Here is a 14,355-nt window from a genome sequence, read left to right as displayed (position 1 = left end):
AAACATCCCCACCTTAATTAAATTCTATGACTTCAAAACTTGCAAAAATATAATAATCTCCGCCTCTTTCATGAGTGAATTTGACTTGCGTTGGGCTTATAATGCTGGCCATATGGCTATGTTCATCTCCGTAAGTTGTCAAGTTCAATATTGCTTTTCCGACATTGACAGGTGCAATATTTACAATACCGTCAGGCACATTACTGGAAATACTAAATCTTTGTACACTTTTCACAGAACCAGTCTCCTTTACACTGTTAATAAGTTGTCTTAATTCATCCCCCATTGCCTTTACCGCACTAGGCGTAGCTGCCTGATCTGTAGCTGTGCTTCCGATAGAAGTATTAAGCTGCACAATCCCTCTCGCCTGTGTTGACGCAGAAGGCAAATCTGATGCGGGGTGACTATGCTGCTTTGGTGCTGCATATTGCTCGGTATACTTCTTGGCATTCCCCTCTGCTGTGTTCCAGGCCGCTTGTTTGGCTGCCGTAACATGGATCTCTGTATTGCTAGCATGATTGTCTAGCGCTTCCTTGGAAGCAACCCCGTTTCCAGCCGGATCCTTCTTAATATTCTCAACCTGCGCGGCCAATTCCTGATCGTTTGCATAAAGAGTATCAATGGGGACATTCAAAACGTCCGCATGTCCTTGGTCGGTAGTAACAAATCTGCGTGGTTGCTGTATGCTCATTATTTTTCATCCTCCTTAATAGATGTCGTCAATTTCGAAAACAAACTCCATATCACTATCTTTCACTTTATTAGTCATCGTACGGACAGCTGTTAATTTACCAGCCGAATCTACCAGCGCAAGCTCATTAATAGTCTCGCCCACCAATTCATTTTCTGCCAGTGAGCAGATATAACGGATGGTTGCAGGAGCAATGAATTCTAAACTGGTAATATCCTTCTGAACCAGTTCCTTTTTCAACACCTGTTCTGTTCCGTCCAATGGCAGTGGCTTCCCCGCTTGATCCACACCCCCACTGCCAAACGCCATTCTTACCACTTTTGTCAACGTTCCTCCTTCAGCGCGGGCACGTGCCATTTGTTCCCTTGCGTAAGCAGTCGTAACTGTCAGAACTTGTTCTGCCATACTTATCATCCTTTCTATTTTTAAGATAATTTTTTTATATATTTAAATTGAAATGACTTTCTCCGTTGAGCTTAACATCTGACTTCCATCCAGCTTCATACTTCCATCTAACTTCCAATAATGGCTTCGAATTTTCACGTTGCCTTCTTGATGATGATCCATTTGATGCTTGGTGACTAGTTTCGTACGGTTCACATAACGCATAGGTTCCTCTGTCCACCCAGACAAAGAGGCTATTCCGTTCAGTAACTCGACGCCATCTAAATACCATGGCTTCCCACCGAAAAAGCGGACTCTCGAACGTAATCGAACACGAGAGGTCATTACATTTTCATGAAGAAATGCAAGCCTAGTTTTGTTATTCATATAAAAAGCAAGATGAGCAGGCTTAATATCCTCAATGATCTTTTTGAAATCAATCATATTTTCAGGAATACGGTTTTTAAAGCTTATACCGAACTTATATTCCGTCGGATGAAATTCTACTTCTCCTTCCACACCAAAAGAGTTCATGATTTTCCGCACTAAGTCTCCTGAAAATTTACCGCTTCCACGAAGTTTCGACTCTACAACAGAACGTCGCTGTTCCAACGGCTTTTCCAAATTGACCGGGATACCTAACTCCATCTCCCAGCTTTCCAGCGCCCAGGTGGCGGTGCGAACAAAAAATTGTGCCAATGTTTCATCCAGCGCGAGATATAGAGCATCTAGTTCGCTACCCTTTACATCCATATTGGCATACATTACGCGAGAGGTTTCGTAATAGGCTGGAAGATAGGAGAATAGCTCTTGTCCACGCGAACTGAACATTAGATCCATTCTTTCATACATACTCACTCCTCCTTCGAGTACAGGCATTTTTGCTCTGTGCTCTATACCGTCTTCTTACGGAAAATAGAGCTATACCATTTAACCGTTTTTCGCTGTTCACTAGAAACATCCATAGATGATAAATTCTTTACATTATCCAATTCCAGATCAGAACGATGGGAAAAAATTATTTCCAACACTTGTTTACGTTGTTGTTCATTTAAAGCATAGCTTCCAATAATAGCTGCTACATGGTCTTCTTCCCGATCATAGCGGGTAATACAGGCATGAGCACAAATGCGTAGCTGAGCCTCTGTTAAAGCGGTCATAGTTATGACTTCACCTCTTTCAATAGATCTTTTGAAGGTAAATAGGAGTAAGTACTTGTTTAATTTCCTGTGTTACCAAGCATGAGCTGAGTCAAAGTTAATTCAAGATCTGCTATACGCTGCTTCAATAGATCTGTTTCACTTAGCTGTTGTATCGATTTTTGCGTCAGTTCTTTAATCGCTGCCCCACTTAATCCTTCACTCCAGAATGTCGTTGGATCTCTTCGTTCTGGGGCTGTAAATGTCTGAGCAAGATATACAGGCTCGTCACCACGTTCATTTTCCGGCATGTTCTGCCATTCATCATGTAGCTTCTGAAATGCAGCTTGAGATTCCTTGCTGAGTTGCTCATACATCTTCTGGGCTTCTAACAATTTTTCATCATATTCCGCTTCATGGGTTAGCCAGGATTGAATGTCAAAATGGGGCTGGTATAATCCCGTTGGAACTGGAATACCTACGATATAACCAGCAAGTTTTTTTTCCTTCATAGTCTGATTCATGGTTTCTAATGAAGCATAAAAAGGGACGACTCCCATAAAGGCATCGTCCACAAGTTGATCCTCTAGATAGAGGCCGTTTGGATTTACTTTAGGAACCGCTCTCAATTCGGTCACTCCCCTTATTTTGCACGGTATTTAAAATCAAGTATCAAATAAGAATTGTGTACTGCGTTATCGCATTGTATACTGGTCTCGCCTACATATATAGTTGAGGGATAAGGGACACTACCTTCAGCAGAAAGTGCCGCAACCTCCATAGGTCTTTCTGCCTCATAACCGGCTGGTAACATAAATATCTTTGTTCCAAAAGCAGTGACACCCCCGCTAATAAATCCCTGTACATGTACCCAGCCCTGAGAATCCTTACAGTAGCCTAATGGTCTACGAGTATTATCATAGTTAACCCATCCGTTAAGTAACGTAGGTGCTATCCATTTTAAAGTGTTTTTTTGCTCTCTCCTCTCATTTTCAACGACCGATAAACGTGCACTATTCTGTTGAACACTATCCACCAAGTCAAGCAAAAGCGTTTTTTCGTTGGCTGTGTAAGTTCCGATAAAGGTGACAACGGGTGAACGATCAAACATTAAGTAGGTAGTACTATAAAACGACGATAAATCGAAATTAGCAGCTAATGTATACACTTGCTCTTTACCATAGGTGGATTGGTATTGATCTGAAACTGCAGCAGTTCTCCATGACAAATCTTTTTTACCGTCTTTATAGACGGATAGGATTTTATTTACTCTATTTTTTAAAATACTCGGATCATCTGTACGACCGTTAATATAATAGGCCCCGTTTGTGTAAACAGCCTTTGACCGTTCACGTAGTATAATTCCCGTACCGATTTCAACCTGATTCTCACCCTCCATAAAGGTTAACTGTCCTTCGCTAATGATAGGTTCAACAGTAGGCGCCTCAAGCTGATAAATGAGTTGTTGCGTTGTCCAATTTCCATACCTTGTGTATGCCAAGGAAGCTATCCCTGTTGTTGGTAATGTTGTAACAAAAAACGTTGCAGATGGCGTACCGTTAGCCACATAAATAGAATCTATTGGGCACCACGCCTTGCCTGCTGCTTCGTTATTAAAGGGTTTGCTTACATCCCCTTGTCCCGCAAGATACATCTTCCAACCATTAAAATACGCCTTAATCTCGTCCGGTGTCGGTATATAGCTGTCTCCCCATCCGCTATCTGCAACCGACACCCCTATTTGAAAATTATCGTACGTGCCATTACTGCTTGATGAACCTATATTGAGGCTGTCAGATTGACTAATAACAGTTGCGTAATCCGATTCTTTAATAACCTTGCCGTTAAATTTGACAAATACCCCCGTGCCGTCAATCGCCGGGGTAATCCCGTTGTTTGGTGAACCTACCGTTTTAATCCCTATTACCGCTGTATAAAACGCATACTCCCGGTTATCATCCAGCACTAAGGTCTTCCACTTCTTAGTCTTAAAATATTGTCCCTCCCGCTCAAATACCGTATCGCTATTTTCTCCCGTAACAGGATCGGCATACAGGTCCGTTTGTAATGCCAGCATGGAGTCTTCACGAGGTTTGAACGGTTTTGCAATGCTTCCGATGTTAAGCATCATTTCTGAAAAGACAAACGTACCAAAAACACCTGTGTCCGCTCCAACTATAATACGCAATCCATGTGTCCCCGCAGGAGTTGTAAACGTCTGTGACAAAGTATACTCACCATTAGCTTCTGCATAGGGGCCAGTGTCTAAGGGTTCCCCAACATAATTTCCAGAAGCATCTAGTGCGCGAATATTATAGTATCCACCTGCACCAATGACTCCACTGATATTAGATACCGACACTTTCATAGATAAGGTGTAAACTTTACCAGCTGTAGCAGGAAGGTTCCAAGCATACAAGCTATATCCCGCCGTACTTTTAGTGATAGTGGCAGCATATGGAGCAGTCATTTTTTTCGAACCTGTGTTCACACTGTTTTCAGCTTCATAAATGCTAGGCAATAAATTCTCGCCATACCGAATCGCATACGGATTACGCACAGGCATAACGCTGTCTACATATGGATATTTAGTAGATACTTGTTCAGGTGACATATTGTTAATTGCTATGGCCTCAGCAGGACTCAATTCATAAACAGCCATTTCATCAAAGTAAGCATACTGCCCAACAGATCCGCGAGAAACAGCATAAGGGATAGGGGCTTTAGTGGCTTTTCTAGCATCATATACTGCATAACAAAAAGTAAATCCCTTTGAATCTGTAGTACCCATATCTACCGCATATGCAATTTCGTCAGTTAATTGAATATACGCTCTTGCATCAGTGCCTGATAGGTTTCCATTTTTAACATAACCACGGATCAAGTAAAACGGCGCCCCCTCTCCAAATTTAAGAGGCACACCATAAACTCCAGCTATCCCAACTGGTGTTGAACTTACGTTAACTTTAAGAGCATTGTTACCAGAAAATTTATTACTTGCGTTTAATTCTAGCTTTGCTGTGTTATTTACAACTGACCAATCTGTCAGGCTTTCCATCCCTCCAGAGCGTCCCAACAAATTCACCAACGTACGCCCGCTCAGCCCCGTCAACGAAAACGGCGCTGCCTTCTCCGCATGAACAATTTGTACCCCAGGTTCCAAAGTTACCGCCTTGCGTTCTGTCGTATCTAGACGCTTCTTAACCTCATTTACACCGTCATTCACATCACCTGCAAAATCATCTACAGACCGCCAGTTTTCATCCAAATACATCTCCAGATCAAAATACGTTGTTTTGGGCGATGTGCGGTCAATTTGATTTAAACCAAGATTCGGTGTCTTTTCGCTTGCCATGTTATGCGCCGCCTCCTAGATATCTGTCCTGTGTTGTATGTTCATTTTCATAGAGGGTCATGGACTCCACTTCGGAAATGGTCAGGTAGCGTAATTTATACTCCACCGCCATGTGAGCGGGCTTGATCTCCTCAATGGCTGCTTTAAGATCCTCCACGTTGGGCGGAATTCCGATGGTATCCATAAATTTGACCGTAAATCCCCATTCGGCAGGGTGAAAAGTAACATCTACCGTGCCTCCGTCATACGCCTCAGCTACATTTTTGACAAGCTTGCCTGAAAAAGTCCCTGCCCCCCGCAGCTTCGATTCCACCACTGCGCGCCGCTGATCCAACGGCTTCCCCAGATCGGTTTCGATCCCCAACTCCATTTCCCAGCGTTCCAGCCCCCAGGTGGCGGTACGTACGAAAAACTGTCCCACCGTTGCATCCATTGCAAGATACAAGGCGTCCAATTCGCTTCCTTTAGCATCCATATCGGAACGCATCACACGTGAGGTTTCATAATAGGCAGGCAAATAGGAAAGCAGCTCGCGTCCCCGCTCGCTGCTCATTTGGCTTACTGTATCTCTCGCTATTGCTACCCGGTTAGCAAAGGTGTCACCACGGTTTACACGTTTTCCCTCGTCAGGGTTATTCAAAAACTCTTCAAAACTGTCTATTCCGTTGTTACTCACTGACGCTCACCGTCCCCAGCACGGCCACCTGACCTGATCCAATCTCAATATTCTGATTGCTCTGTCCATTAATTTTCAAATCAGAGAAATCAATAATAATTGGAATGTCCAACAGCACAGCAGAAATCCGGGTGTACCTTACCAACGGATCTGCCTTGTAAAAAGCAAGCTGCTTCAAATACGTCCGCACACCGTTTTCGATCAGCTTTTTGATTTCATCCAGTGTGGACGGCTTCTCTTTGGTGCGCTGTACCTTGACCGAAATGTTTATTTCCACTTCTGCCGCTGGCATGATCGTCACCACAGGACCTGCTGGTGCTAACCCTTCGCCTTGCCCATCCTGGGTCGGATCGATATATTTCTGCACCGCAACCACGATATCCGGACTGGCAGCTCGTTTGTCCGTATCCAGCACATATAACCCCACTGTTCCTGGCCCTTTCCACAGTGGAACAACTTCCACGCCACCCACTCCAGCAATCTCATTCGCCCACTGGGTATACTGCGCCTTGTTGCCGCTTGTACCCTGGTTCCGCACCTTGGCATAAAACCGCTCCAGCAACAGTTGGTCGCTCTCAACGTCTGTGCCGCTTTTGGTTTCCTCCGTATTGATCACGGAGGAAACCCCGCTAATCGGAGTAGCCATCACCTGAATGACACCCGCTGGCACGTTGCCGCTGCGTCCAGGATTAACCGCCCTAATTACCGCTTCCCCGGTGCCCTGTTCATCCAGCGTCACCGATGCCGTGGTCGCATATTCAATAGAGGCTTCCCCGGATACATCATCTGCTGGAGTCGCCACCAACGTTCCCGCCGGGACGATTGTCCCAGCTGTGCCCGTGAACGTAACCTTACCTGATGCAGCAACGGCTTCCCGGCGTGTCACTCCATGCTCTGCTGTCCGCAAATCCAGTTCTGGCGAGCGAAAATCCGGGTTGTCGCTGGCTGCTGTGCTGGCAAAACCTCGACGCAGCAACTCCTGCGCCCAGATTGCCGCTTCAGAGAGCATAAATGCTACCGGCGCCTGCGCATCCCAAATAAAAGAGCCCTCGGACTTATCGATGTCCGAAGGCACTTTTTCCAGCATTCGATTTAAAATTTCCTCTTCCGTCTGGTCTACCAAATATTCCGGCAAATCTGCCATTAGATCACCACACTTTCCACAATTTCTGTCTCATCCCGCACGTTCGTAATTTGGCAGCTAAAATAGCATGCCTCACCTTCCCAGCGAAACGTGAACTGATCCACACTAGCCGTGCGTGCATCTGCTAGCAACGCCTCTGTGACCATGCGCTTAATTTCACTTTCTTGCACACCGTGCCCATAGCTGCTGCCAATCAGCTCCTCCAGCTCACTTCCATAATCAGGCGAATAGATTACATGACGGTAGCGAGGAGTGCGTATGGCTTTTTCACACCACTGTACCCAAGCTTCTTTCTCGCCTGTAGTCACGATTTTACGGCTAGGGCTCATTACAAACTCCCCAGCTTCAAAATCAAATCTCCAGCTTCGCCCAAATACCGCACGGTTATCCTCCAGCAAATCTGGATTGGTCATATCTGTGTCTGTCCAGATCATATCATCTGTTTCGGGAAACAAATTAGCCACGTCCATTCACCACCTTGCACACGACCACCACATCATTACCACTATTCACCCGTACCGCCAGTACACGATCCCCGGGCTTGAGTCCTTTGTTCAGGCTCAGATTTACATCCTTCAGCTCATCCTCCCCAATATAAAAAGAGGTTTTCAGCTCTTTGCCTTCCCAATTTTCAGATTCCACTGAAGTTGAGGTACCTTTGTACATATGGCGTGGTACAGATAGCAGCCCCGGCAGCTCGGCGACCAGATAATCCTGAAGCTCATGTTTAAAATCATCCAGCTTGAGTCCTGTGGAAGTGATGGTACCTAATACTGCACCTACTCCACTCAGCGCTTGCTTGGTGTGTTTATGAAATGAAGATTGCAGCGCAGTGGCTAAATGCCCGTAGGGGTCCTTATTCAAGGTAAAACCTCCTTTTTACATCGTCATACGTTCCGAGTTCTAGCGACATACTGCCAGGGTTGCCCAATTCCCTGCTTACTGAAATCACCAGCAGCTTCATGTTCCCTAACATTACCGCGTCTCCTGCTCGAATCGTATTCATATCTGGCGCATTTACCGATATCGTTTGTTGTATGCCTCTCAGCTTACTTTTGGCCAACTCACGTGCTGCCGCACCCGATTTCACCTCGTCATCCTGTACGATCACCTGAAGTGTTCCATATTTGGCAATGTCCTTTTCCTCAAGCGCCATCACCTTGGAAGGAACCTCTTTCCCTGTTTCACTGGCCGCCGTAGCCAACACCTTTACTCTCGTGGCTGCGCCTTCCAACGTACGGGATTGTGTCGTATCGGTCACTTTCTCCAAAACATATACATCTTTGTTCGTGCCCAGTTCGTACAGCTCCAAGCCGGAAGAAATCATACGTGGATGATACAGCTTGCCGCCCGCCTTGGCCGTCTCCCGCAGATCGCCCAGCATCATGGAATAAATGGACTGCGTCCGGTATACGGCGCGCCCGAGCTGCTTTTTTGTGTCCGGCAAAGAAGCGATTTTCAGCTTCCAATCCCTCGCATATTTCTGAAAACGCTGGGTAGCCGTCTGCTTGGCAGGAAGTAAATATTCATCCTCCGACTTGTCCAAATATACCGTACGGTCATACAGCGTCAGCGTCATACGTTTAAGCCCGTTATTGGAGGTTTCCACTTCCCAGATCACCGCTGGAGACAACAGAGGAACATAGTCTTTTTTACCATAAGGAATACCACTAACCCGGATTGACATCCCTGGAGAAATGACCGGCATATCGGACGTAACGACCAAATTGACCGTCCCCTGATAGGCGATTTGCTCCAGCGAATCTCTTAAATTAATGTTCTCCACAAGTGGCGAAAGATCATATTTATCCTGTAAAATGACTTTATAGCTCATGACAGCACCAGCTTTTGCCCCGGTTTAATCGCATTCGGATTTTTCCCGATGGTCTTTTTGTTAAGCTGATAAATACGACTCCATTGAGAGCTGTCTCCCAGCTCCAGCTTGGCAATTTTGGACAAGGAATCTCCCGATTTAACCGTGTAAGTTTTCTTTTTTTCTTTCATATCCGTGCGAGGCTTTTTGTTGACTGTCGCGGACTTCGAGCCGGTGCCAGCTTTTTTGGCTACCTTCATTTCACTCCAGGTTCGCAGTGACAAATCAAAATTGACATCCCCATATTCCCCGCCCCGAAAGATTGAATTATGAGAAGCGACAATTACTGGCACATTCACGGCTGTCTCCGTAATGATAAAACGTAGCGGACTCTTGGATAACAAAAAGCCATTCAACGTGTTCATGGCCTCCTGCGGATCAGGGATGTCTTCATATGTGCAATATGCTGGATTGTATTCTTTCGGAAAAAAAGAAGAGAAGGAGATTTCCTTCACCTTCTCCCCTTGTGGAAAGTCAAACTCCCCATAGGATAAAATCGTCGTTGTATCAAATCCCTTTTGCCGTGAGATCGTCACTTCCTCAGGATTTACTGGAAACTGAAACTTTTTCCCTTTACCATCCGTCAAACTAAATTCCATCTTTATCCTCCTTCCCTACTGCTACCATCTACTGCATTACATAGCTCCAGCGCCCGTTGGCTTGGTGTTCTGCGTTGCACGCAAAATTTCAGCTTTAAGACGGTAGCCAATTTGCGTAATAAGCCCATCCACATCCAGCTTGTTCTCATGCACAGTGACCTGTACAGCCCCCGCAGGAAGATTAAATTGATTGGTGGTTTCGGTTTTAAAATCCTTCAAAAAGCCAGACAATGTTCCCATTTGTTCAGGACTGATCTGTACTACTTGAGGAGTGGGATTACCGTTGGCCTTACCTTTAGCTTTGGCGCCATTGTTAGCATGCGCCGCAGTATTCAACATTGGGCTTGGGTTTACCCCTTGGTTAGCGATAGCCATCGGTCCGTAAGGATTAGAAACGCCTTTGGCGCCCGGTTGTGGAGGCACGAATGCGGATGCACTATATAAAGGCGGCATAGTTGCTAAGGGCTTAAGGGACGCACCTATATTTGAATTAGGTGGGATTGAAGGTTTATGAACTTCAGGTGGCTTAGTTGGCTCTTTTTTAGGTTCGTCTTTTTTACCGAAAGAAAAGAAATCAGAAAAACTTTTACCAAAGTCTCCAGCCTTATCTGAAAGCCAACCTTTGACCTGGGAAGCCTTTTCTCCAAGAAGTTTACCAGCGGACTTTGCCTTTTCCATCATAGCTGGACCATAATCTGAGACTAAGCCGCCAATTTTACCTCCAATCCAATCACCTGCCATACTGCCCAGTGTAGAGCCAATAACAGTACCTGCTCCTGGAATCACTGAACCTACAATACCGCCGACGGTTCCCAATACTCCCCCACCAATAGCAGAGCCTATGGCTTGTGAGCGTTCTTTACCAGGAGCAGATTGAGCGATATTCATAATATCCATCCCATAGCTTAGTGGCCCCAACAATTTCTTCGCGCCGCCTTTTAAAAGGTTTTTGAACAAGCCTGATCCGGCTTCCTCAACCGCGCCAGCAGTGCTAGGGTTTATAATACTAGAAGCCGCGCTAGAAACTGCATCTATAGCAGCACTGCCACCGCTTTTAATATTCCCAATCATTCCGCCACCGCCTTTAAAAAAATCCATCACCCCTTCTAACATGTCTCCAGTACCCCCGACACTTTCTATAAGTTCACCAGCAGCCTTACCTAGACTGCCTTTATTATTCCATATTTTTTTCGCTCCATTAACTAATTTTTTCCTTCTTGTATTTCCCGTAACTGGTCCAGCATTAGACCATTCTTGCTTCAACCCCCTCCATTTAGATCCAGTTTCGGAAAATCCCTTCATACCTTCGCCAAATTTTTTGACACCCCCCAGGGTATCTTTAAGATTTTCAAAAAAACCCTTAGGCTCTTCTTCTTTCGCCTCACCACCGATCTTCAGAGAACCTAATTTAGTACTTAAATCCGCGATAGCCTTCGTATTGGCCTCTACAGCAGTAGTATTTGCTTTCAAAACCGTACTCAAATTATTATCAGACTTGACCGGGTCTGCTTTAGCAGTGCCGCTATTTACCTTCACATTCACATTCCCAGAGGCATTAATAATCTGAGATTTAACCCGGTTAATCTTGTTTAACAGATTATCCAAGCCTTTGGAGGCCATATCGTTCAGGACAATTTCCGGAGCCATGCGGGTACGACCGATTTTTAGAACGCGTCCCTGAATTCGCTCAAAATAGCGTTCCATTGCGCGCAATTCTCTGTTCGCCTTAATGACGTTTTTGGGATCGATCACAAGGTTCATGCGGTAATTTAATGCTTCTGCCATCTATCATGTTCACCTCCTTGTTTATGCTTTTGAAGCTGCAATGCTATCCATTTCCTGTTCGGCAAACGCCAGCAGCAGCATGCGCTCACCGCGGGGAAGCCGCCAAAAGTCTCCGGGACGGAGGTGGTGCCGGACCCACAAGTGGTACAGCATCGTCGTCATTCCCCCGGAGCCGATTAGTTTTTTAGATCAGCAATCTCAACGCCAAAACCGGACAGTTCCAGCACTTTATCTCCCACTGCATCCAGTTCACCCGCCAGCAGCATACGGCGGACAGACTGTTCGCCACCGGACAGCTTCAAGCGGCTTGTAATCCGGGGATCGCCCCAACCGTTAAGGGACAGGCCCTTCACTTCCAGCTTGCCGGTAGCTTCCGAGATCAACAAGGCGTTGAACGTTTCGGTATCTACCTTTTCGTCTACAGCACCCTTCACGGTTCGGCGAATTGTGCAACGCTCACGAATGCTGTCCACCTTACTGGAAGTCAGTCCATGCAGCACAATTTTCATATCTAGGCGCTTGATACGAACCGTTTCTTCCGGTAGTTTTTCAGCGGCTTCAAACAGACTGTCCAAAATTTGTTCTTCTGTCATATTCTCATTCAAGCTCATAAGTCATTCTCCCTTATTATTAATTTCAGAATTTTTAAAATCCTTATTTGTATTTGAGGAACGGGATACCTAGCAGCATCCCATCCCCCGATTACCAATTTAGTTTGCTACAATCGGATCTAGCAGCTCATAGCCCTCAAAAGTAAAGGTTGTTTCTTCCTGTACTTCCTCGCCTGCTGTCCAGTTAGCTAGCTGGATTTTGTCAGGAGTGCAGCGGATGAGACGAATACTTTCATGTCCAAAGGCTTCAGGATCATCCAGTTTGGTAATAATCTCAAAACGATTGAAGCCACGACGAATCATGTCGGACGTAACCTTATATCCACTCATCGTTCCCGTCCCTTTTTTGATACCGCGCTTGTGCACCTTCCATTCATTGCCCACGAGATTCAGCTCGCGTTTTTCCATTTCCACGCTGGCTTCCAGTTTATTGATATTTGTCTGCCACACCCCATCCACATGCGCCTGACCATACGTACCTAAAATAACTCTTGAAGCATCCAACATTTCTTTTTCCTCCTCAAAATAATTCATAATATAGTTCGGGATTTCACAAAGTCCTCGTTGTTAAAAAACTACCTTAATCCTACTGATCGCCTGCGAAATGCTTATGCGCATAAAATGCTGATTTATTGCACGTAAAATGTACCGAACAACTGCTCCATCACGTCGGTGAGCTTCACGTTCCATTGCAGGAACACTTGGTCCGGCTCCGGCTTGATGACTGGCGCATCGCCGTAGTAGGCTGGGTCCAGAATGACATCGTAACCATCTGCCTCGATCACGTTGCTCAGCGACAGCTGTGCCAGGTATTCTTTGATCGCACCGATGAGTGCCAGACGGCCTTCTACTGTGTTGTTGATTTTGCCAATGTAAGTCTCTTCGGCTGCACGCTGCAAGTCAGCGTTAATGGCATCCATGACACGGATGGAACGGATTTTCTTCCATGCGTTGTTTTGTCCGGCAGACGGGTTCACCAAGCTGTTGATTCCACGCAGCGCTTTGACCTGACGGCCGTCGAAGAACAAGAGGAACACCCCGTTACGGACAGCCTGTTCCTGCTCGGAACGTGTCCAGCGGCGGGTTACATCCTCAAAAGGCGTAACCGCATATGTTGCGGATTGGTTCAACCGTTGGCCTGCGATTAGTCCGGCTACATAGGCAGCCGTTTGGGCGGAGCTGTAGTCCGTACCTGCCAGACGTACGCCTGTGCCCACGTTCACGATGCCTTCATGGTTCAGTGCCAGGGAACGTGCAGAAGCCAAGCTGACAGCCGTTTTGGACACATCATCTGCCGCAGAACCGCCGAATACAGCGATGACGCCTTTGCCTTCATTCCGGACACGTTTGATCCAAGCGGCAAAGCTTTGCAGCAATGCCAGATCGGCTGCATAATCCAGGGCCAGCACATTAAATTCCTGTCCCTCCAATGCTTCCTGCATCGCAATGTAATCGGCATTAACCAGCTTGCTATTGCCGCTATTGCCACCTGCCAGATGTACGCCGCTGACATCCGCCGGAATGCCGCCTTCGCCGATAACCTCAGCTTTCACCCATACGTTTTCACTATTTTCGTTCAACGCCTTGGCAATCGAAGCAGCCGTACCGTCATTGCCTTTGTACGTACCCAGCAGCTTGGTTCCTTCATAGAGGCGCACCTCACGAGCTTGCTCATCACCCAAAGTCGGCTGTACCGTTACGGCAAAGCCATTACCGCGACTACCTGTGTACAAAGCCTTCAAACGCAACACGTCGGTCGGGGTCTCGCCACCGCTTTTCAGCGTTACAGACGCTTCAGCAGCTGTATCATCTGCCAATCGGTAAGCGAGCAGTTTTTTCGGACCTCCCAGCAAAGCCAGATACAGTGTGGAATACGCTGTCGCACCGTTCTCACTGTCGCCGGAGAAGATTTGGCTAATAGCCGTTTCGCTGCCCACCTCTACAAACTCACGTACAGGGCCCCAATTCGCCTTGACAGGCACAACCACCGTACCGCGCGATCCACCTTGAATCGCTGAAGCTGCTGCTGCCTGAAAATTCATATACAAACCCGGCAATACCGGTTTATTCGTGTTTTCCCATGTTCCGCCTGCCATAA

17 protein-coding genes are annotated in these 14,355 nt (G+C 46.3%); all 17 read right to left on the bottom strand.

The annotated features are described in order from the left end of the window. Positions 1-13 precede the first annotated feature (13 nt). Positions 14-691, bottom strand: coding sequence for a tail fiber protein (locus ABEW32_RS08995; RefSeq protein WP_430186680.1), 678 nt, complete (start codon positions 689-691; stop codon positions 14-16). Positions 692-706: 15 nt separating this feature from the next. After that, entirely contained in the window at positions 707-1,096 is a 390-nt protein-coding gene (locus ABEW32_RS08990; RefSeq protein ID WP_430186678.1) for a phage tail-collar fiber domain-containing protein, read from the bottom strand. Between the two features lie 42 nt (positions 1,097-1,138). Continuing rightward, the gene (locus ABEW32_RS08985) at positions 1,139-1,927 is read right to left on the bottom strand and encodes a putative phage tail protein (protein WP_430186676.1); all 789 of its coding nucleotides are present in this window, start codon (positions 1,925-1,927) and stop codon (positions 1,139-1,141) included. A gap of 41 nt (positions 1,928-1,968) precedes the next feature. Continuing rightward, positions 1,969-2,235 carry a hypothetical protein gene (locus ABEW32_RS08980; protein ID WP_430186674.1) on the bottom strand — a complete coding sequence of 89 codons (267 nt, stop codon included), beginning with the start codon at positions 2,233-2,235 and terminating at the stop codon, positions 1,969-1,971. 59 nt (positions 2,236-2,294) lie between these two features. Continuing rightward, on the bottom strand, positions 2,295-2,843 hold the full coding sequence (locus ABEW32_RS08975; protein ID WP_430187034.1) for a hypothetical protein: 549 nt from the start codon (positions 2,841-2,843) through the stop codon (positions 2,295-2,297). 14 nt (positions 2,844-2,857) lie between these two features. Further along, on the bottom strand, positions 2,858-5,569 hold the full coding sequence (locus ABEW32_RS08970; RefSeq protein WP_430186672.1) for a hypothetical protein: 2,712 nt from the start codon (positions 5,567-5,569) through the stop codon (positions 2,858-2,860). 1 nt (position 5,570) lies between these two features. Next, positions 5,571-6,245: a YmfQ family protein gene (locus ABEW32_RS08965; protein WP_430186671.1), complete on the bottom strand. Its 675-nt coding sequence runs from the start codon at positions 6,243-6,245 to the stop codon at positions 5,571-5,573. Continuing rightward, complete coding sequence (locus ABEW32_RS08960) at positions 6,238-7,389, bottom strand: baseplate J/gp47 family protein (protein WP_430186669.1); 1,152 nt, start codon at positions 7,387-7,389, stop codon at positions 6,238-6,240. Before ABEW32_RS08960 ends, ABEW32_RS08965 begins: the two co-directional genes overlap by 8 nt. Then, positions 7,389-7,859, bottom strand: coding sequence for a DUF2634 domain-containing protein (locus ABEW32_RS08955; protein WP_430186667.1), 471 nt, complete (start codon positions 7,857-7,859; stop codon positions 7,389-7,391). Before ABEW32_RS08955 ends, ABEW32_RS08960 begins: the two co-directional genes overlap by 1 nt. Continuing rightward, a complete protein-coding gene (locus ABEW32_RS08950) occupies positions 7,846-8,253 on the bottom strand; it encodes a hypothetical protein (protein ID WP_430186665.1) in 408 nt (135 codons plus the stop codon). Before ABEW32_RS08950 ends, ABEW32_RS08955 begins: the two co-directional genes overlap by 14 nt. After that, on the bottom strand, positions 8,246-9,223 hold the full coding sequence (locus ABEW32_RS08945) for an XkdQ/YqbQ family protein (protein ID WP_017426415.1): 978 nt from the start codon (positions 9,221-9,223) through the stop codon (positions 8,246-8,248). Before ABEW32_RS08945 ends, ABEW32_RS08950 begins: the two co-directional genes overlap by 8 nt. Beyond that, complete coding sequence (locus ABEW32_RS08940; protein ID WP_151255446.1) at positions 9,220-9,861, bottom strand: LysM peptidoglycan-binding domain-containing protein; 642 nt, start codon at positions 9,859-9,861, stop codon at positions 9,220-9,222. The genes ABEW32_RS08945 and ABEW32_RS08940 overlap by 4 nt, the downstream gene beginning before the upstream one ends. Before the next feature lie 36 nt (positions 9,862-9,897). Then, positions 9,898-11,646: a hypothetical protein gene (locus ABEW32_RS08935; protein WP_151255447.1), complete on the bottom strand. Its 1,749-nt coding sequence runs from the start codon at positions 11,644-11,646 to the stop codon at positions 9,898-9,900. Between the two features lie 21 nt (positions 11,647-11,667). Then, a complete protein-coding gene (locus ABEW32_RS08930) occupies positions 11,668-11,799 on the bottom strand; it encodes a hypothetical protein (protein ID WP_019686368.1) in 132 nt (43 codons plus the stop codon). Positions 11,800-11,822: 23 nt separating this feature from the next. Next, positions 11,823-12,257, bottom strand: coding sequence for a phage tail assembly chaperone (locus ABEW32_RS08925; protein ID WP_007429164.1), 435 nt, complete (start codon positions 12,255-12,257; stop codon positions 11,823-11,825). Positions 12,258-12,356: 99 nt separating this feature from the next. Then, positions 12,357-12,764 (bottom strand): phage tail tube protein, encoded by a 408-nt coding sequence (locus ABEW32_RS08920; protein ID WP_007429163.1) that lies wholly within the window; start codon positions 12,762-12,764, stop codon positions 12,357-12,359. Positions 12,765-12,886: 122 nt separating this feature from the next. Next, positions 12,887-14,353 (bottom strand): phage tail sheath family protein, encoded by a 1,467-nt coding sequence (locus ABEW32_RS08915; protein WP_430186662.1) that lies wholly within the window; start codon positions 14,351-14,353, stop codon positions 12,887-12,889. Between the last annotated feature and the right edge of the window lie 2 nt (positions 14,354-14,355).

Source organism: Paenibacillus jamilae (assembly GCF_050482105.1).
Taxonomy (GTDB): Bacteria; Bacillota; Bacilli; order Paenibacillales; family Paenibacillaceae; genus Paenibacillus; species Paenibacillus jamilae_B.
The sequence above is the reverse complement of the archived record's forward strand: the minus strand, read 5'-3'. Positions and strand labels throughout refer to the sequence as shown.

Coding starts and splice junctions, on each gene's coding strand:
- ABEW32_RS08995 (WP_430186680.1), bottom strand. CDS start 691: ATGAGCATACAGCAACCACGCAGATTTGTTACTACCGACCAAGGACAT.
- ABEW32_RS08990 (WP_430186678.1), bottom strand. CDS start 1,096: ATGGCAGAACAAGTTCTGACAGTTACGACTGCTTACGCAAGGGAACAA.
- ABEW32_RS08985 (WP_430186676.1), bottom strand. CDS start 1,927: ATGTATGAAAGAATGGATCTAATGTTCAGTTCGCGTGGACAAGAGCTA.
- ABEW32_RS08980 (WP_430186674.1), bottom strand. CDS start 2,235: ATGACCGCTTTAACAGAGGCTCAGCTACGCATTTGTGCTCATGCCTGT.
- ABEW32_RS08970 (WP_430186672.1), bottom strand. CDS start 5,569: ATGGCAAGCGAAAAGACACCGAATCTTGGTTTAAATCAAATTGACCGC.
- ABEW32_RS08960 (WP_430186669.1), bottom strand. CDS start 7,389: ATGGCAGATTTGCCGGAATATTTGGTAGACCAGACGGAAGAGGAAATT.
- ABEW32_RS08955 (WP_430186667.1), bottom strand. CDS start 7,859: ATGGACGTGGCTAATTTGTTTCCCGAAACAGATGATATGATCTGGACA.
- ABEW32_RS08945 (WP_017426415.1), bottom strand. CDS start 9,223: ATGAGCTATAAAGTCATTTTACAGGATAAATATGATCTTTCGCCACTT.
- ABEW32_RS08940 (WP_151255446.1), bottom strand. CDS start 9,861: ATGGAATTTAGTTTGACGGATGGTAAAGGGAAAAAGTTTCAGTTTCCA.
- ABEW32_RS08935 (WP_151255447.1), bottom strand. CDS start 11,646: ATGGCAGAAGCATTAAATTACCGCATGAACCTTGTGATCGATCCCAAA.
- ABEW32_RS08930 (WP_019686368.1), bottom strand. CDS start 11,799: ATGCTGTACCACTTGTGGGTCCGGCACCACCTCCGTCCCGGAGACTTT.
- ABEW32_RS08925 (WP_007429164.1), bottom strand. CDS start 12,257: ATGAGCTTGAATGAGAATATGACAGAAGAACAAATTTTGGACAGTCTG.
- ABEW32_RS08920 (WP_007429163.1), bottom strand. CDS start 12,764: ATGTTGGATGCTTCAAGAGTTATTTTAGGTACGTATGGTCAGGCGCAT.
- ABEW32_RS08915 (WP_430186662.1), bottom strand. CDS start 14,353: ATGGCAGGCGGAACATGGGAAAACACGAATAAACCGGTATTGCCGGGT.